The organism is Rahnella sp. RcJ3 (genome assembly GCF_009498575.1).
GTDB lineage: Bacteria > Pseudomonadota > Gammaproteobacteria > Enterobacterales > Enterobacteriaceae > Rahnella > Rahnella aceris.
The window spans coordinates 315,222-334,574 of record NZ_QSNX01000001.1 but is presented as its reverse complement, the minus strand read 5'-3'; the positions used below and the strand labels follow the sequence as shown (position 1 = coordinate 334,574).

Annotated in this window: 15 protein-coding genes; 3 read left to right on the top strand and 12 right to left on the bottom strand. The window is 53.2% G+C overall.

The genetic code is table 11. From position 1 onward, the window contains the following. Window positions 1-77: 77 nt before the first annotated feature. The 6 genes from odhB to sdhC form a co-directional block, all read right to left on the bottom strand. The gene (gene odhB / locus DXU84_RS01530; RefSeq protein ID WP_013576438.1) at window positions 78-1,307 is read right to left on the bottom strand and encodes a 2-oxoglutarate dehydrogenase complex dihydrolipoyllysine-residue succinyltransferase; all 1,230 of its coding nucleotides are present in this window, start codon (window positions 1,305-1,307) and stop codon (window positions 78-80) included. Between the two features lie 46 nt (window positions 1,308-1,353). Further along, complete coding sequence (gene sucA, locus DXU84_RS01525) at window positions 1,354-4,161, bottom strand: 2-oxoglutarate dehydrogenase E1 component (protein ID WP_013576439.1); 2,808 nt, start codon at window positions 4,159-4,161, stop codon at window positions 1,354-1,356. A 400-nt stretch (window positions 4,162-4,561) separates the two neighbouring features. Next, window positions 4,562-5,278: a succinate dehydrogenase iron-sulfur subunit gene (locus DXU84_RS01520; RefSeq protein ID WP_013576440.1), complete on the bottom strand. Its 717-nt coding sequence runs from the start codon at window positions 5,276-5,278 to the stop codon at window positions 4,562-4,564. 19 nt (window positions 5,279-5,297) lie between these two features. Further along, the gene (gene sdhA / locus DXU84_RS01515) at window positions 5,298-7,064 is read right to left on the bottom strand and encodes a succinate dehydrogenase flavoprotein subunit (protein ID WP_013576441.1); all 1,767 of its coding nucleotides are present in this window, start codon (window positions 7,062-7,064) and stop codon (window positions 5,298-5,300) included. 3 nt (window positions 7,065-7,067) lie between these two features. Continuing rightward, a complete protein-coding gene (gene sdhD / locus DXU84_RS01510) occupies window positions 7,068-7,415 on the bottom strand; it encodes a succinate dehydrogenase membrane anchor subunit (RefSeq protein WP_013576442.1) in 348 nt (115 codons plus the stop codon). Further along, window positions 7,409-7,798 (bottom strand): succinate dehydrogenase cytochrome b556 subunit, encoded by a 390-nt coding sequence (gene sdhC, locus DXU84_RS01505; RefSeq protein ID WP_013576443.1) that lies wholly within the window; start codon window positions 7,796-7,798, stop codon window positions 7,409-7,411. Before sdhC ends, sdhD begins: the two co-directional genes overlap by 7 nt. Before the next feature lie 827 nt (window positions 7,799-8,625). Between sdhC and DXU84_RS01500 the strand changes: the two genes are divergently transcribed. Next, window positions 8,626-9,909, top strand: coding sequence for a citrate synthase (locus DXU84_RS01500; protein WP_013576444.1), 1,284 nt, complete (start codon window positions 8,626-8,628; stop codon window positions 9,907-9,909). Between the two features lie 420 nt (window positions 9,910-10,329). Beyond that, a complete protein-coding gene (locus tag DXU84_RS01495; protein ID WP_228388926.1) occupies window positions 10,330-13,098 on the top strand; it encodes an autotransporter outer membrane beta-barrel domain-containing protein in 2,769 nt (922 codons plus the stop codon). A gap of 51 nt (window positions 13,099-13,149) precedes the next feature. Here the strand turns inward: DXU84_RS01495 and nei are convergent, their stop codons facing one another. The 5 genes from nei to pxpB are packed head-to-tail and all read right to left on the bottom strand — an operon-like array spanning window position 13,150 to window position 16,937. Continuing rightward, on the bottom strand, window positions 13,150-13,944 hold the full coding sequence (gene nei, locus DXU84_RS01490) for an endonuclease VIII (protein WP_153374627.1): 795 nt from the start codon (window positions 13,942-13,944) through the stop codon (window positions 13,150-13,152). Beyond that, the gene (gene pcp, locus DXU84_RS01485; protein WP_121019802.1) at window positions 13,944-14,594 is read right to left on the bottom strand and encodes a pyroglutamyl-peptidase I; all 651 of its coding nucleotides are present in this window, start codon (window positions 14,592-14,594) and stop codon (window positions 13,944-13,946) included. The genes nei and pcp overlap by 1 nt, the downstream gene beginning before the upstream one ends. Before the next feature lie 27 nt (window positions 14,595-14,621). Next, window positions 14,622-15,359, bottom strand: coding sequence for a 5-oxoprolinase subunit PxpA (gene pxpA, locus DXU84_RS01480; RefSeq protein WP_112198160.1), 738 nt, complete (start codon window positions 15,357-15,359; stop codon window positions 14,622-14,624). Continuing rightward, window positions 15,349-16,278, bottom strand: coding sequence for a 5-oxoprolinase subunit PxpC (gene pxpC, locus DXU84_RS01475; protein ID WP_112198161.1), 930 nt, complete (start codon window positions 16,276-16,278; stop codon window positions 15,349-15,351). The genes pxpA and pxpC overlap by 11 nt, the downstream gene beginning before the upstream one ends. After that, the gene (gene pxpB / locus DXU84_RS01470; protein ID WP_013576450.1) at window positions 16,272-16,937 is read right to left on the bottom strand and encodes a 5-oxoprolinase subunit PxpB; all 666 of its coding nucleotides are present in this window, start codon (window positions 16,935-16,937) and stop codon (window positions 16,272-16,274) included. Before pxpB ends, pxpC begins: the two co-directional genes overlap by 7 nt. A 275-nt stretch (window positions 16,938-17,212) precedes the next feature. Between pxpB and DXU84_RS01465 the strand changes: the two genes are divergently transcribed. Then, window positions 17,213-18,595: an MFS transporter gene (locus DXU84_RS01465; RefSeq protein ID WP_153374733.1), complete on the top strand. Its 1,383-nt coding sequence runs from the start codon at window positions 17,213-17,215 to the stop codon at window positions 18,593-18,595. On the opposite strand, the gene DXU84_RS01460 is transcribed toward DXU84_RS01465, so the two are convergent. Next, window positions 18,592-19,335 carry a type 2 GTP cyclohydrolase I gene (locus DXU84_RS01460; protein ID WP_013576452.1) on the bottom strand — a complete coding sequence of 248 codons (744 nt, stop codon included), beginning with the start codon at window positions 19,333-19,335 and terminating at the stop codon, window positions 18,592-18,594. The two genes, DXU84_RS01465 and DXU84_RS01460, sit on opposite strands and share 4 nt — an antisense overlap. Window positions 19,336-19,353: the final 18 nt, after the last annotated feature.

Here is a 19,353-nt window from a genome sequence, read left to right as displayed (position 1 = left end):
CTTAGTAGGAAGGCTTATCAGGGCACAGCGAACTGTGCCGCAGATTTTTCGATCTCTAATCTTTCGCAGTGCCGGGACTAGACGTCCAGCAGCAGACGAGCCGGATCTTCCAGCATCTCTTTAATGGTCACCAGGAAGCCGACCGATTCACGGCCATCAACCAGACGGTGATCGTAGGACAGCGCCAGATACATCATTGGCAAAATCACTACCTGACCATTGACCGCCATAGGACGATCTTTAATGGCATGCATGCCGAGGATCGCACTCTGTGGTGGGTTGATGATTGGCGTGGACATCAGGGAGCCGAAGACGCCGCCGTTGGTCACAGTAAAGTTACCGCCGGTCAGTTCTTCCACTTTCAGTTTGCCGTCACGACCTTTGATCGCCAGCTCTTTGATTTGCTTCTCGATATCTGCCATGCCCAGCGTATCGACATCACGCAGAACCGGGGTCACCAGGCCGCGTGGCGTGGATACCGCGATGCTGACATCGAAATAGTTGTGGTAAACCACATCCTCGCCGTCAATAGAGGCATTCACTTCCGGGTAGCGTTTCAGTGCTTCAACCACGGCTTTCAGATAGAAAGACATGAAGCCCAGACGCACGCCGTGACGTTTTTCGAAACCATCACCGTACTGCTTACGCAGATCCATGATTGGCTTCATGTTGATTTCGTTGAAGGTCGTCAGCATCGCAGTGCTGTTCTTCGCTTCAAGCAGACGCTCAGCAACACGCTTACGCAGACGGGTCATAGGCACACGTTTTTCGCTACGTGAACCCAGAGCCGGAGCGGCGCTGGTCGCTGCCGGAGCGGCGGCTGGCGCGGCTGCCGGTTTCGCGTCTTTGGCTTTCGCCAGATGCTGTTCGATATCTTCACGGGTCAGACGACCACCAACACCGCTGCCTTTAATCGCGCTGGCATCCAGAGAATGTTCTGCAATCAGGCGGCGGATAGCCGGGCTGAGTGCGTCGTTGTTCTCTTCTTCCAGTGCTGCTGTGTGGCGTGCCGCAGGAGTCGCTTCTTTATCGGAGCTTTTCTCAGTGCTTGGCTTACCGCTGCTGTTACCCGGACGAATACGCGCCAGGATCTGACGGGAAATGACCGTCGCACCTTCGTCTTCGATAATGCTGTCCAGGATACCGGCTTCACTCGCCGGGACTTCCAGAACCACTTTGTCGGTTTCAATTTCTACCAGTACATCGTCACGCTCAACACTGTCGCCCGGCTTTTTGTGCCAGGTGGCAACCGTCGCATCCGCAACGGATTCAGGAAGGTCAGGGACCAGAATATCTACGCTACTCATTATCAATCCTTCTTATGTTCCATATAGTTAACTGACACCGACGCGGTTATTTAACGTTCAGCGCATCGTTAACCAGATCTTGCTGTTGCTTCTGGTGAACGGACATGTAGCCCACTGCCGGAGAGGCAGAGGCCGGGCGTCCTGCGTAACGTAAAGAAGCCCCGAAAGGAATCACTTCACGGAAATTGTGCTGGCTGCAATACCACGCGCCCTGGTTCAGTGGCTCTTCCTGACACCAGACGAAATCATGAACGTGTGAGAATTTCTCAAGCACTTCCTGAATTGCCTTGTGCGGGAACGGGTAAAGCTGTTCGATGCGGACAATCGCCACATCGGTTTGCTCGTTTTTGCGACGTTGTTCCAGCAGGTCGTAATAAACCTTACCGGAGCACATCACCACGCGCTTAACCTGTTTCGGATCCAGTTCGTCGACTTCACCAATCGCTGGCAGGAAGCTGCCGTCAGCCAACTCCTCAAGCGTAGAAACCGCCAGAGGATGACGCAACAGAGACTTCGGTGACATCACGATCAGCGGACGGCGCATACCGCGCAGTGCCTGACGGCGGATCATGTGGTAAACCTGCGCCGGGGTAGACGGGATACACACCTGCATATTTTGCTCAGCGCAAAGTTGCAGATAACGTTCCAGACGCGCGGAGGAGTGCTCCGGCCCCTGCCCTTCGTAGCCGTGCGGCAGCAGCATCACCAGACCACACATGCGGCCCCATTTCTGTTCGCCGGAACTGATGAACTGGTCGATAACCACCTGTGCACCGTTGGCGAAGTCACCGAACTGCGCTTCCCAGATGGTCAGGGTGCGCGGTTCAGCGGTCGCGTAACCGTATTCAAAGGCCAGCACCGCTTCTTCGGAAAGCACGGAATCCCAGACATTGAATTCGCCCTGGCTGTTATGAATATTGGCCAGCGGCACGTACACGGAACCGTTTTTCTGGTTATGGATCACCGCATGACGATGGAAGAAGGTGCCGCGGCCGGTATCTTCACCGGACAGACGAATCGGAATACCTTCATCTACCAGCGTCGCGTAGGCCAGATTTTCCGCGCCACCCCAGTCGAACTTCTTATTGCCTTCGGCCATCTCGTTACGGTCGCCGTAAATCTTGGCAACGCGGGATTGCATTTCGATCGCATCAGGCACATGGCTGACACGGCGCGCCAGTTCCTGCAGGCGTTTCAGCTCGACCTTGTTCGGATAAGCCTCATCCCACTCATGATTCAGATACGGTGACCAGGTGAAAGTGTGCATGTCATTCTGACGCCACTCTTCCACCACGCATTCACCGGCATCCAGCGCATCGCGGTACAGGTTGACCATTTCCGTGGCATCTTCGAGGCTGGCTACGTTTTGCTCAGTCAGGACATCAGCGTAAATCTTGCGTGGCGTCGGGTGTTTCTTGATCTTGTTGTACATCAGCGGCTGGGTTGCGCTAGGTTCGTCGGCCTCGTTATGGCCGTGGCGACGGTAGCAAACCAGGTCGATCATGACGTCACGTTTAAAGGTGTTACGGAAATCCAATGCCAGGCGGGTCACGAAAGCCACCGCTTCAGGGTCATCGGCATTGACGTGGAAAATCGGTGCCTGCACCATTTTCGCGATATCGGTACAGTAATCGGTAGAACGCGCATCTTTCGGATTCGAGGTGGTGAAGCCCACCTGGTTATTGATGACGATACGCACGGTACCGCCCACTTCATAACCGCGTGCCAGCGACATGTTCAGGGTTTCCTGAACCACACCCTGACCGGTAATGGCCGCGTCACCGTGAATGGTGATTGGCAGAACCATGTTGCTGCGCGCTTCGTCCAGACGATCACGACGGGCACGAACAGAACCGATGACGACCGGGCTGACGATTTCCAGGTGCGACGGGTTAAACGCCAGCGCCAGGTGAACCATACCGCCTTCGGTTTCCACATCAGACGAATAACCCATGTGGTATTTCACATCACCGGTGCCCAGGTGTTCTTTATGCTTACCGGAGAATTCGTCGAACAGGTCCTGAGGTTTTTTGCCCAGCACGTTGATCAGTACGTTCAGACGACCGCGGTGCGCCATACCCAGCACGACTTCGCGGGTTCCGTTTTTGCCGGCATGACGGATCATTTCTTTCAGCATCGGAACCAGCGCATCGCCACCTTCGAGTGAGAAGCGTTTTGCACCCGGGAATTTCGCCCCCAGATAACGCTCCAGACCTTCTGCTGCGGTCAGCTCTTTAAGAAACGTTTTCTTCTCATCATTGGTGAAACTCGCACGACCTGCCACGGATTCGATTCGCTGTTGGATCCAGCGTTTCTCTTCAGTGTTGGTAATGTGCATGTATTCCGCACCAATGGAACCGCAATAGGTTTGCTTCAGGGCTTTATACAGCTCGCCGAGCTGCATGGTTTCCTTGCCAATGGCAAATGAACCGACGTTGAAGGTTTCCTGGAAATCAGCTTCAGTCAGATGGTGGAACGCCGGGTCCAGATCAGGCACGGCGTCCAGCTTCCACAGGCCGAGGGGATCAAGGTTTGCATTCTGATGACCACGGAAGCGGAAGGCGTTGATTAACTGCAGCACCTTGACTTGCTTGGCATCCGTTTCCGGATCGCTGATGGAGGAGTTATAACGTGACGCGTCTTTCGCCAGGCGGCGGAAGTAGTCCCGAGTTTGAGAATGGAGTTGCTCTGGTTTCACACCCACTGTTGGTAGCTGTTTAAAAATCGAACGCCAGCTATCGTCAACGGAACCAGGATCGGTTAAGTAGTCTTCATAGAGTTGCTCTATGTAAGACTGGTTTGCACCCGCCAGATAGGAGGAATCCAGCCAGGCCTTCATTGCGCCGTTCTGCATCGTGATCCCTTAAGCTTTGAAGCTTTAGTTTTCGCCGTGGTTAATAATAATGACCGTGATACACCGCGGTAAAACGGTTTTCCATACTAAAACAGTTCGTTGGTTGAGCGGTTGGCTCTTCAAGGAACCTTCAGAAATCCGCCATGCGCGTGACTGATTTTTGAAGTTACCCTGCTTATTTCTGCTGCCTTTCGGGGGATTTTTATCTCCCGGTTTTTGACCCGGCTATCTTACTCCAGTCAGGCGCAACTTTGTTGCACTTGTTGCTACTTTGTTATTAAAAAATTAATTATTTGCTATCCCCACCTCAGTTACCACATTTGTAACTAAAGAAAGCGAAAAACCGGTGGTAACTAAATAACAGCGGGAACCTGAGTTCCCGCTGTGCGTGGCTTATCAATCAGGCACCGCGTTGTAGCAGCATCGATTTAATATGGCCGATAGCCTTGGTCGGGTTCAGCCCCTTTGGACATACACTCACACAGTTCATGATGCTGTGGCAGCGGAATACGCTGAAAGCATCATTCAGATCGTCAAGGCGCGATTGAGTCTCGGTATCGCGGCTGTCGATCAGGAAACGGTAAGCGGCCAGAAGGCCTGCCGGACCGACAAACTTGTCGGGATTCCACCAGAAAGACGGGCAGGACGTTGAACAGCAGGCGCAGAGAATACATTCGTACAATCCGTCCAGCTTTTCGCGGTCATCCGGCATTTGCAAATGTTCACGCGCCGGAGGATTTTTCCCATCATTCAACAAGTAAGGCTTAATCTTCTCATACTGCTTATAGAATTGTCCCATGTCTACTACAAGGTCACGGACAACCGGTAACCCCGGCAACGGACGGATTACAATTTTCTTGCTGCCGTTACGCAACGTCGAGACGGGTGTGATACACGCCAGGCCGTTTTTGCCGTTCATGTTGACGCCATCTGACCCGCAAACACCTTCACGGCATGAGCGGCGGAAAGCCAGCGTCGGATCCTGTTCTTTCAGCAAAATCAGCGCGTCGAGCAACATCATATCGCGCCCTTCTTTAGCTTCCAGCACGTAATCTTTCATGTACGGCACGTCATCAACGTCCGGGTTGTAGCGATAAATCGAAAATTCAATTTTCATAATCTGTCTCCGCTCCGCCCTAGTAAGTACGCGCTTTCGGCGGGAACGCCGCGCGAAGCTTAGGCTGCATGTTCACCTCACGGCGGGTCATGCTTTCTGTTTCTGGCTGATACAACGTGTGGCACAACCAGTTCGCATCATCACGCTCAGGGAAGTCGAAACGGCTGTGAGCACCACGGCTTTCAGTGCGGTAGTTTGCAGAGACAGCGGTGGAGAACGCAGTTTCCATCAGATTATCCAGTTCCAGACACTCAACGCGCTGGGTATTGAACTCTGAGGACGTATCATCCAGACGGGCAGATTTCAGACGCTCGCGGATCACTTTCAGTTCTTCCAGACCTTTCGCCATCGCATCACCTTCACGGAATACCGAGAAGTTGTTCTGCATGCACGATTGCAGGTCTTTACGGATAGCCACCGGATCTTCACCTGAACGGGTGTTGTTCCAGCGGTTCAGACGCTCCAGAGATACATCAATGTCGTCCTGAGAAGCATCACGGCTTTCGCCCTGCTCAGTGATAGATTCCTGCAGATGCATACCCGCTGCACGACCAAACACCACCAGATCCAGCAGTGAGTTACCACCAAGGCGGTTAGCGCCGTGAACCGATACGCAGGCGATTTCGCCGACCGCGAACAGCCCAGGGATCACTTCATCCTGACCCTGCGCGTTCACACGCAGCGCCTGACCGGTCACTTTGGTCGGAATACCGCCCATCATGTAGTGGCAGGTTGGGATAACAGGGATCGGTTCTTTCACCGGATCGACGTGTGCGAAGGTACGCGACAGTTCAAGGATGCCCGGCAGGCGGGATTCCAGAACGTCTTTACCCAGATGATCGAGTTTCAGTTTAGCGTGCGGGCCCCACGGACCTTCGCAGCCACGGCCTTCACGGATTTCGATCATGATGGAACGCGCCACCACGTCACGACCCGCCAGGTCTTTGGCATTCGGCGCATAACGTTCCATGAAACGTTCGCCGTCTTTATTGAGCAGATAACCGCCTTCACCACGGCAGCCTTCTGTCACCAGAACGCCTGCGCCGGCGATACCGGTCGGGTGGAACTGCCACATTTCCATGTCCTGCACCGGAACACCTGCACGTAACGCCATGCCAACACCGTCGCCGGTATTAATGTGGGCGTTGGTGGTGGACTGGTAAATACGGCCTGCGCCGCCGGTCGCCAGTACGGTGGCTTTGGCTTTGAAATACACCACTTCGCCGGTTTCAATGCAGATTGCGGTACAGCCGACGATCGCGCCGTCCTGGTTTTTCACTAAATCCAGTGAATACCATTCAGAGAAAATCGTGGTGCCTTTTTTCAGGTTTTGCTGATACAGCGTGTGCAGCAAGGCGTGACCGGTACGGTCAGCGGCGGCCGCAGTACGTGCCGCCTGCTCGCCACCGAAGTTTTTCGACTGGCCGCCAAACGGACGCTGATAAATGCGGCCGTCTTCAAGACGGGAGAAAGGCAGCCCCATGTGTTCGAGTTCCAGAATCGCTTCCGGCCCGGTTTTACACATATATTCAATGGCGTCCTGGTCACCAATATAGTCGGAACCTTTTACGGTGTCGTACATGTGCCATTCCCAGTCATCCTCATGGGTGTTACCCAGCGCGACGGTGATACCGCCCTGCGCGGACACCGTATGGGAGCGGGTCGGGAAGACTTTTGAAATCAGGGCGCAAGACAGCCCCATTTGTGAAATCTGTAACGCGGCACGCATACCGGCGCCACCTGCACCGATGACGACAGCATCAAACTCTCTGACTGGCAGATTCATTTACTACGCTCCCCAAACAACAATTGTTCCGTAAAGTAGGTAAACCACTAACACCACGACGATAGCCAGTTGCAGCATCAGCCGGACAGCCAGCGGTTTCACATAGTCCGTTAACACCTGCCACATGCCGATCCACGCGTGTATCAGAATTGAGAGCAGCGCCAGCAGTGTGAATACTTTGGTGATGGAGGAAGAGAAGAAGCCATGCCAGACATCAAATGTCAGTTCCTGAGCCAGAACCACGAAGCCCAGAATATAGAGGATATACAGGGTGAGGATAATTGCGGAAGCACGCAGTAACAGCCAGTCGTGCACACCATTACGCCCTAACGCAGAAACGTTGCTTACCATACGAGAACTCCAGCCAGAATTGACAGCACGACGGTCAGCCCGATTGCCACCTGGGCAGAACGGGTACCGGCAGCCAAACTCTCTTCGATATAGCCAAAATCCATCAGCAAATGGCGTACGCCACCGCAAACGTGATAGGCCAGCGCAGTGAGTATTCCCCAAAAGATGAATTTGACGAAGAAGCTATTCATGATGGCGGCAGCATGCGCAAACCCTTCAGGAGAAGAGAGAGACAGGCCTAACAGCCAGAGGAGGATACCGACGGCGACGAAGGTAATTACGCCAGAGACTCGGTGTAAGATGGACGCTATCGCAGTAACAGGAAACCGGATCGTTTGCAGATCCAGATTGACAGGTCTTTGTTTTTTCACGGTTTTGCCCACACAGCTCTTATTATTTTTCCTCCGGTCCGGAGCAGTATGTCAGACAGCACCCTTTCCTTCGTTCTTGTCGTTGTGGATGCGTTGACTTACCGCCTCCCCACAGAACCAATAACGTTGGAAAGCTGAGCTAAAAGCCCAACATTTCACGCGCTCAAACAACGACATCCGATGTGCTTAAACGGCGCAGAAATGTGTTTTCCTTTAAGTCCATTTTCATAAAATCTGAGACAAAAAAGAGAGTGCTGGGTGCTCCTACTTCGGATTGCCCGGAGACCTTGTAGGAGTATAGGTTGATCACATTCCTATTACAATTGCCCTACAAATGCTTTATTCACATTTCTCCGAAACAGTGAGTTAGCTCCCATTTTTCACAAAAGACACGAAATAAATTATCCAGTTTGACATTTGATCAACATTTCCATTACAAATGAACTATCCCTATAGGACTGTGATTCTGCGCACATACCGGCTTCGCCTTCACGCACCAAAATGGTGAAAGTTTCTGAAGAATCAGTGGATCACACAATCGCAATGCAGGGTCTTCCCTGACGGCTCAAGTTATGCAAAAGTGGTGATTGTGTAAATCCTCATACTCTTCACAGGTACTGAGCGACAGAACAGTAATGATTTACCGAATCGTTAACAACGATGAAACGCCGCTTGTTTGTCACAGAGCAGTCTGAGACTGCACTTCGACTCAGCTCTACGTTCCCTTCCCATTCGATCGCAGAGCTAAGGCTGACAATAATAATGACCTTACAAGGCGTCGCTTCCAGGCATTTCTGTTGTTACTGATTTTTAAAAATAAGGCGCTAAGGAGACTGTAAATGGCTGATAAGAAAGCGACACTTACCCTACAAGGTCACGACCCGATTGAACTAAACGTGCTGTCCGGCACACTGGGCCAGGATGAAGTGGATATCCGCACCCTCGGTTCTAAAGGTCTTTTCACTTATGACCCCGGTTTCACCTCTACTGCATCCTGCGAGTCCAAAATCACCTATATCGACGGTGACGAAGGCGTTCTGCTGCACCGTGGTTTCCCGATTGACCAGCTGGCACAGGAGTCCACTTTCCTTGAAGTGAGCTATTTGCTGCTGAACGGCGAAGTGCCGACTCAGAAACAGTACGATGAATTCAAAACCAATGTCACCCGTCACACCATGGTGCATGAGCAAATCACCCGTCTGTTCCACGGCTTCCGTCGCGACTCTCACCCGATGGCGGTCCTGTGTGGCGTCACCGGCGCGCTGGCCGCGTTTTATCACGACTCCATCGACGTAGAAAACGAACGTCACCGTGAAATCGCGGCTTACCGTCTGCTGTCTAAAATGCCGACCGTCGCTGCCATGTGTTACAAATATTCTATCGGCCAGCCGTTTGTATATCCGCGCAACGACCTGTCTTATGCCGGTAACTTCCTGCACATGATGTTCGCCACCCCATGTGAAGAATACAAAGTGAATCCGATTCTGGAACGCGCGATGGATCGTATTCTGATCCTGCACGCTGACCATGAGCAAAACGCCTCCACGTCCACCGTGCGTACCGCCGGTTCTTCTGGCGCTAACCCGTTCGCCTGTATTGCTGCAGGTATCGCGTCCTTGTGGGGACCGGCTCACGGCGGCGCGAACGAAGCTGCACTGAAAATGCTGGAAGAAATCAGCAGCGTTGATCACATCCCTGAATTTGTGAAACGTGCAAAAGACAAGAATGATTCTTTCCGCCTGATGGGCTTTGGTCACCGTGTTTACAAAAACTACGACCCGCGCGCAACCGTGATGCGTGAAACCTGTCATGAAGTGCTGAAAGAGTTGGATCTGAAAGACAACCTGCTGGAAGTAGCGATGGAGCTTGAACATATCGCGCTGAACGACCCGTACTTCATCGAGAAGAAACTGTACCCGAACGTCGATTTCTACTCCGGCATCATCCTGAAAGCCATGGGTATTCCCTCTTCCATGTTCACCGTGATCTTCGCGATGGCGCGTACTGTTGGCTGGATTGCTCACTGGAGCGAAATGCATCAGGAAGGTATCAAAATTGCCCGTCCTCGCCAGCTTTATACCGGCTATGACAAACGCGATTTCCATTCTCAGCTGAAAAAATAATTCCCTCCTGTCCTAATATACAAGGCCGATGAATAATTCATTGGCCTTTTTATTTATTCAACCCAAAGAGACCTTAATTATATATTAAGCATAAATTAACTATTCAATATATCAGTACCAATATTTGACGCTTATCCTTCCGTGATATACCATCCCCCGAAATTCATCTGACAATAAACTCATAGTCATCAACAATATGATTCATTGCAATCCGCTAATTAAAAAAGCGTATTAATGAAACATGTAAGATAAACACGCCATTATTAAAACAAAGGACACTTTGACATGGAAGAATATCGGGAACACCCGCATTCATTTAAAAAAACATTATTATCGAGCGCCATCTTTAGTCTTTTATTACCGTCATCTATTGCACTTGCAACAACCACATTTTCAACGGGCATAACCCCTGCTGATGCCTTGAGTTTCGCTACGACGGGTACGGGCGATCACGCTTACACCATCACCGGCGCGGGTACAGAAGTTATTGTTGATGGTGAAATCACTATTCCCGGAATACCTTCGCCAGTGCCCGTTCAATCCGTGGTTTCCACGACCGGCAGCGAAGCTTATGCATTCAATATTATTAGCGGAGGTAAGTTAATCCTTAATTATGCTGATGTCAGCACAACAGATTCCAGCAAAACATTTAACATTATTACTGGCGCATCAGCCGAAATTAATAATACCGACATCCGTACGGGTAAAGATGACAGCAGTGCTATTTATGTCTCAGATGTCGGTTCAACATTAACAGGTAATGATATACGTATCACCAGTGATGCCGCTCAGGCACAGGGAATTAATATCCAGTCGGGTGCATCGGTGAACCTGAGTAATGTAAACATAGAATTAACTAACGCAAAACATGCGCTCACCGTTTCTGACGCCTCATTGAGCATTGAAAATCTCACGGTTAAACAAAACTCTGCAGGTTCCCAAAATGTCATTTATGCGTCAGGTTCCAGCGATGCCAAAAGAACTACCGTTGACATAATAAACGGCAACGTCGAAATGACCGGCACTGACGATATCATGGTGAATAGCAACGCCTATAGCGATGTGACGTTGACAGGCGGGACCTACACCACGACAGGCAATAATAACATCGGTTTTTTTGCCAGTCAGGGCGCAACGCTAACGGCCAAAAATATAGTGCTCAAGACCGAAGGTACCCGTTCAGCCGCTGCTTTAGCCACAGGCTCCGGGGCTATGGCACTTGATACCGCTGAGATCACCACAACCGGTACGGGAAGTAATCTGCTGGTTGCGATGAATGATTCTACCCTTGATGCCAATGCGGTTACGGGGATTTCTACCGGCGAAGGGGCTTCCGCTGTCCGTTCCTACGCCAACAGCCAGATGACCATCAGCAACAGCGAGTTATCGGCCTCCGGTGCATTCGCAAATGGCATCTATACGCAGGGTTTTGATGCAGATCATCAGGCTATCGTGACGCTGGATAACAGCCTTGTCAGCAGCGCCACCAGCGAGGGAATACTGGCTGCAGGTGCCAATACCCGGATTAACGTGAACAACCGGTCAACCGTGCAAAGCGGAAACGGCATTCTGCTGAGAGCCGGAAGTTTCACAGATACTGATACGGGTGTTACCGCGCAAAGTCAGGTGAATTTATCTGCCAGTAACTCGTATATGGAAGGCGACATCATTGCCGATACCGGCAGTGTTGTGGATGTCTATCTTAACAGCGGCTCTGAATGGCAAGGCATCACCGCCAGTACCAACAGCATTAATATCGACGATTCCAGCCGGTGGACGCTGACCGGTGATTCCACGATTTCGCAGATGAACTCCGGTGGCACCACGTTCTTCACACATAACGGTAATGAATACTCTGAACTTACCGTGAACAGCAATATGACCGGCGACGGCACATACCGTATCAATACCTATCTGGATGACAGCAACTCGCCGACAGACAAGATCCACGTAACGGGCGACATTACCGGTCAAAATACCTTGTTTGTCACCAGCACAGGCGGCAACGGTAACTATACACAGGGCAACGGGATTGAAGTGGTTACCGTGGATGGAACCAATACACAGGGAACCAATGCCTTCACGCTGGGGAATTCTGTCTCAGCGGGTGCGTTCAACTACGGGCTGCGTAAAGGTGATATCACCACCGGTGAGGGTGAAAACTGGTATCTGAGCACCTGCGCTAATTATGATTGTTCAACGCCGATCCCTGCCCCTGCGCCTGACGCCAATCCGGATGTGAACCCAACTCCGACGCCATCCGACGACATCCAGCCGTGGCGTGAGGAAGTGCCGGGATATATCGCGGCACCGGCGCTGAATATGCAGTATGGCTTTGATGCGATTGGCACTTATCACCAGCGTACCGGCGGTGATGTGCTGCATAAAGACGGCGCATGGGGTCGGATTGTCGGTACTCACACCGAGAATGACGCAGGCCGTTACAGCTATGATACCGATACCTGGTATGCGCAGTTAGGGATGGATCTGATGTGGGATAAAAACGAAGAAAACACCGAACGCAGTGCCGGTATTCTCGTGACACTCGGACGTCAGAATACCGACGCGGAAGACAGCCTTCGCAGCAATAACCCGATATATTCCGTACAAGCTGGCAGTGTAGACAGCGACATCTACAGCCTCGGCGGTTACTACACGCTAAAAGCGCAGGATGGCGGCTACATTGACGCGGTGGGTATGGGCAGCTGGTATAAAAACAGCTATGACAGCACGCATGATGCCGATCAGGACGGTTATGGCGTCGCGTTATCAGTGGAAGCCGGCAAACCCTTTACACTGCATGAAAATCTGAAAATTGAACCTCAGGCGCAGGTGATTTATCAGTATCTGAATCTGGAAGATTTCAACGATGGCATCAGCAATGTCTCCGGCATATCAACCAGTAATGCGCAGGCACGCGGCGGTGTGCGGTTGTTCATGGATAATCCAACCTGGACGCCTTATCTGACGCTGGATGCCGTCACGACTATTGGCGATGAACCCGAAGTACAATTCGCGACTCAACGGCTTAAAGCGGAATTCAGCGACAGCTGGTGGCAGACTGGAGCAGGGCTGGCGGGCAAACTCAGTGAAAATACCACGATTTATACAGACGTCCGCTACCAGAAAGGATTCGATTCAGATCTGGAAGGTTACAGCGGTAATCTGGGTATCAAAGTGAATTTCTGATTCTGAAAACACTGAGCAAGGGCACTCCGGTGCCCTTTTCTTTTTTATCTTTCAGACCTGGCACACCGGACACCAGAAGAATGGTCGCGATGACACACTGGTTTTCATGATCGGATCGCCGCAACGTTCACATGGCTGGCCTGTGCGGCCAAATACCTTAAAACGGAACAGCGCGCCGTGATGCACATTTTCATCCATCGTACCTCGCGTGGCGTACGACAACCGCGCAACAGACAAACAGGCATCGGCCAGCACATCCCGTTCCGTGTCATTCAGCTCTTTCGGTTTATGATCCGGCAGCAGTTTCGCCAGCCAGAGAATTTCCGCCCGCAGATAATTCCCCAACCCGGCCAGAAAAGCCTGATCCAGCAACATTCCGCCTAACTGCCGGTTGCAGAATTTAGGTGAAAGTAACCGTTCACGTACCTGTGCGACCGTCAGTCGCTCATCCAGCACATCCGGGCCGATACGTTGCAGGAACGGATGCTTTTCGATTTCCGCCGTATCGTAAATACTGATTTCGGACGCGCTGTAGAGCAAAATCGCCGCTTCGGTGGTTTCCAGCTTTACCCGCAGCGAGCGTTTGGTTTCTTTCGCCACTTCACCGGCATTGACCACCCGCCAGACGCCGTAAAGCTGATTGTGGCTGTACAACGTCAGTCCGTTGGAAAAGTGCGTCAGCAGGGCTTTCCCCCGCGTTTCAATCGACGTGATTCTGGTTCCACGCAGCGCTGACTGATAAGGTTTCAGGGCCGGAAACGCAAACCAGACATCCGTCAGAGGCTTATTCACTACCGCCGTAGCCAGCACATCGGCCGCACGGCGAATTTCAGGACCTTCAGGCATCAGTGAGTCGCACCCCCGGCAATTTTCAAATCTTGTTCCGTGTGCAGCGCGATGGCGATCGTCAGCTCAAGGGCGTTCAGAACAGTATGTACTGACATACTTGGCGCCCCCGGATGATGCGCGGCCTGTTCAGGCAGGTAAGGAATATGGATAAAACCGCCCTTCACCACCTTACAGGCAGGCTGCGCCAGACGATGCATCAGGCCGTACATCACGTGGTTACAGACATAGGTACCGGCGGTTTGCGACACCGATGCAGGGATCCCCGACTCGCGTAATCCGTTGACAATTGTCTTGAGCGGCAGAGTAGAAAAATACGCCGCCGGGCCGTCGCTGACAATCACCTCATCCACCGGCTGATTGCCGTCGTTATCGGCAATACGCGCGTCATCGACGTTGATCGCCACGCGTTCGATGCTGAAATCATTGCGGCCACCGGCCTGTCCGACGCAGATCACCATTTCCGGCAGCACTTCATCGATCGCCGCATTCAGCGCATCAATGGCTTTGCCGAACACGCACGGCAACTGACGAACCACAATCTGCGCGCCCGACAATTCCAGGTCGCCCAGTTGCTTTACTACTTCCCATGATGGATTAACGCGCTCGCCGCCAAAAGGCTCAAAACCGGTGACTAAAACTTTACGCATAGAGGTACTCCTCAGATTCTGCAAAAATCAGCCTGCGCTGATCTGAATATCCTGTTCAGCAAACGCGTGCCTCAACCGGCGGGCAAACGTCAGCGCGTGCTCACCATCACCATGCAGACAGACAGTTTCCGCATTAACGGGCACCCAGACACCTTCGCGGCTGAGCACTTTTTGTTGCTGTATCATCGACAATGTCTGATCCAACGCCAGTTCGTCGCTTTCGATCATCGCATCCGGCTGAGTGCGCGGCACCAGTGATCCGTTGTTCTGATAACGCCGGTCAGCGAACACTTCCTGACGGGTTTGCAGGCCAAGGCGTTCGCCAGCACGAATTAATTCGCTGCCCGCCAGCCCGACCAGACGCAATGCCGGATCCACCGCATGTACCGCTCGGGCGATGGCATCCGCCAGCACGGCGTCGGTTGCTGCCTGGTTGTACAACATGCCGTGCGGCTTTACATGCACCATGTGTCCGCCTTCCGCACGGGTGATGGCAGCCAGCGCACCCAGCTGATACACCACCTGCGCATACACGGTTTCGGCAGGGAGTTGCATGGCGGTGCGGCCAAAATTTTCCCGATCAGGGAAACTCGGGTGCGCGCCAATCGCCACACCGTATTTCAGCGCCCGGCGCACGGATTGCTGCATGGTCTGCGCGTCACCGGCATGAAATCCGCAGGCGATATTGGCTGAACTGACGAGCTGCAACAGCGCCTCGTCATTCCCACAGCCTTCGCCTAAATCGGCGTTAAGATCAATAACCATGCAGCCCCCGTTTAATCTGTTCGATAAAGAGTGATTGCTCACGTAAGGCCTTCTGCGCGTCTTCCGGTGTGCATTTGACGAAATGAATCGGTTCGCCCAGGCGGATTTGCGCCAGATTATACAAATCCGCCTCAATAACACAGGCAATACGCGGATAGCCGCCAGTGGTCTGAGCATCGGCCATCAGAACAATCGGCTGGCCACCATGTGGCACCTGCACCACGCCCGGCAATAAGCCGTGCGACAGCATTTCACGGTCAGTTTCGCGTTTCAGGGTATGCCCGTGCAGACGGTATCCCATACGGTTACTTTGCGGGCTGAGCTGCCAGGCGGCGCGCCAGAATTCATCGCGCGACTTCTCGCTGAATTCCTGATACTCCGGCCCCGGCAATGCACGAATGCGGTTGCCAAACAGCAGTTGTTTAATGCCACCGGTTTTTTGCGGTTGCCGGAACGAATCACCGATGGGCAACATATCGCCATCCTGCAACGGACGCCCGTGGAAACCGCCGAATTTGGCTTTCAGATCGGTACTGCGTGATCCCATAACTTCCGGCACATCGATGCCGCCGGAAACTGCCAGATAGCTGCGCATGCCGCGGGTGGGCATTTTCAGAGTCAGCACCTGCCCCGGTTTCACTTCGTAACACCAGCCGGTCCACACCTCTTTACCATCAAGTTGTGCGTGACAACCGGCGCCGGTCAGCGCGATCCAGCCTTCGCGGTGAAACCCGGCACTGAACTGACCGAGGGTAATTTCCAGCGCAGCCGCATTTTCGTCATTGCCAACCAGCAGATTGGCAGACCGCAGCGCCGGGGCATCCAGCGCGCCGGACTGACTGACGCCCTGCTGGCGGTAACCATTGCGGCCTAAATCCTGCACCGTGGACAACATCCCGGCGCGTAAAACCTTCAGCATACGCCCTCCTTCTGTGGCACAAAACGCACGCTGTCGCCCGGCAGCAATAATGTCGGCTGTTCCCGCAGCGGATCAAACATCGCGATGAGCGACTGGCCGATCAGTTGCCAGCCCCCCGGGGTCTCAAGAGGATAAATACCTGTCTGACTGCCGCCAATGCCAACCGAACCCGCAGGCACTGACAGGCGCGGTTCGCCGTGACGTGGCGTGGCAAGTGTCGAAGGCATGCCGCCCAGATAAGGGAAACCGGGCTGGAAACCGAGAAAATAGACGATGTAATCAGCACCTGCGTGACATTCGACGACCTGACGCGGCGTCATGCCGGTATGACGCGCCACGTTGTCCAAATCCGGTCCCTGCGTACCCCCGTAAATCACCGGAATTTCAATCAGCCGCGATTCAGGCTCAATGGCTTCGCTTTCTTCCCACCAGTTTTGCAGACGCTCAATGGCATCCAGCGCCGAACTTTGCGCCTCGGAGAGTAATACCGTCAGATTATTCATGCCGGGAATGACTTCACGCACGCCCGGATACGCGGCGCGATCCTGTAAACGTTGCGTCAGCCCCCAGATCCGTTGCTGGCTTACCAGTGATACCGGGGGTTCAAGTTCCAGCACTACCGCGCGTTCGCCCAGCAGGTAACATCGTGCTCGTTGCACTCAGGCACTCCTTAAAGAAGGGTTGTGGATCATTGGGTTATTCATCGAATCAATAGCGTGAGATTTGTTATCAGTTATGCGTGAAACAGAGTGCTGATGTCAACTCATCTGCCTCTTTGCGCAGGCGACGGAGGTTTCGCCCGCCGCCTGCAACTGCTACTCTCAGAAACGTTGCTGTTTTTTAGCGTTTGGATAACGCCTTCGTTACACAATAGGGATGGCCTGTGAGAAAACCATTAGCACTCTTTTTTCCGCTCTACACCACGACATTACTGATGTTACTGGGTTCCGGCCTGCTGACGACTTACATTTCCCTGCGTCTTTCCGCGATTCATGTCAGCGGCGCGATGATCGGGGCGATCATCGCAGCCAACTACATCGGGCTGGTGATCGGCGGCAAAGTCGGCCATATCCTGATCGCCCGCGTCGGCCATATTCGTGCCTACGTTTCCTGCTCCGGCATTATCACCGCCGCCGTGCTGGGCCATGGCCTGACTGACATCATCCCGGTCTGGGTGGTGCTGCGCCTGATCATCGGCTTATGCATGATGGTGCAATATATGGTGCTGGAAAGCTGGCTCAACGATCAGGCCGAAGCCAGTCAGCGCGGCGTGGTATTCGGCTTTTATATGGTGGCGTCTTATCTCGGGATGGCGCTTGGTCAGGTCGTACTGATGCTCAACAGCGATTTAGGCGTCAGTACGCTTATCGTTATTGCCTTGTGTTTTGCCCTGTGCCTGGTGCCGATTGCGCTGACTACACGCACCAACGTCGGCCATATGTCGCCAGCGCCGATGGAACTGAAATTCTTTATCGGTGCTATCCCCAAAGTGCTGGCTATCACGTTGCTGATTGGCATGGTCGTCGGTTCGTTCTACGGGCTGGCGCCGATTTACACCAGCCAGCAATCGCTGAGCACACAACAAACCGGTCTGTTTATGGCGCTGGCGATTTTCGCCGGGCTGCTGGCACAGTTCCCGCTCAGCTGGCTTTCCGACCGCTATAACCGCAACATGCTGATGCGCATAAACGCCATCCTGCTGGCCGTTACCGCCCTGCCGCTGGCGTTGTTCAGCCACATCTCATTCCCGCTGTTGCTCGCCATTGGTTTTGTCGTCAGCCTGATGCAGTTCACGTTGTACCCGCTGATCGTCGCACTCGCCAATGACATGATCGAACCGGAGCGTCGCGTCTCGCTTTCAGCCTGTCTGCTGATGGCTTTTGGCGTCGGCGCCTGTATCGGCCCGCTGGCAGTAGGCGCGCTGATCGAACCGCTGGGTGGCAATATCCTGTATGCGTTTTTTGCCCTGTGCGGTGCCGGGATTGTGGCACTGAGCCGGACGTCGAAAAAGGAAGAAGAAACACAGATGGCGGTCGATGCACCGGTTCCGCACATCGCCATGCCGGACAGCCTGAGCAGTTCCCCGCTCTCGCCTGCGCTAAACCCGGCGTTTGACGAACAGATGATTCAGGAAACCATGCCCGCACCGGAAAACGTGGTGGAACCGCAGGTTGAGGAAAGCGAAGCCGCAGAGGAAGAAGAAGAAAGCAAGTATCCACCGCAGGGCGCAGACCCCGAAGTAGATACCGGATTACAGCGGGCGTTCACCCTGCTGGAAGACAACGTTTCTGAAGAGACGGTCGAAAAGAAAAATTAGGCAGGATTGTCGATGTCGATGAACATGACGTCTAACCCGTGTTCCGCTGCCAGCCATTCGCCCAGCGCTTTCACGCCATAACGTTCGGTGGCGTGATGGCCTGCGGCAAAGAAATGCAGGCCCATTTCACGGGCAATATGAATGGTTTGTTCAGACACTTCGCCACTGATAAAGGCATCGACGCCAAATTCTGCGGCTTTCTGAATGTAGCCCTGACCGCCACCGGAACACCATGCCACGCGACGGATTTCGGCAGGTGCATTCTGTGAACTGTGCAGCACGTTGCGATCCAGCGTCACTTCAATGCGCTGGCGGAATGCTTCACCGGTCAGTGGTTTTTCCAGCTCGCCCCACGGCAACAGCAGGGCAATTTCCCCCTGCACGTCGATACCGAACAGTTTCGCCAGTTGCGCGTTATTCCCCAGCTCCGGATGGCCGTCCAGCGGCAGATGGTAGGCGTACATATTGGTATCCGTTGCCAGCAACGTCTTAAGACGGTTACGCTTCATGCCGCGGATTTCAGCCGGTTCGTCTTTCCAGAAATAACCGTGATGCACCAGAACCGCATCAGCTTCGACAGCAATCGCGGCATCCAGCAGATCCTGCGACGCCGTCACGCCGGTCACCACGCGCTGCACTTCACGACGCCCTTCAACCTGCAATCCGTTCGGTGCGTAATCTTTGTAATTGCTGATATCCAGTTTCTGATTAATCAGCTTTTCAAGCTGGAGATTATTCATGGCGTTTCTCGTTATTAA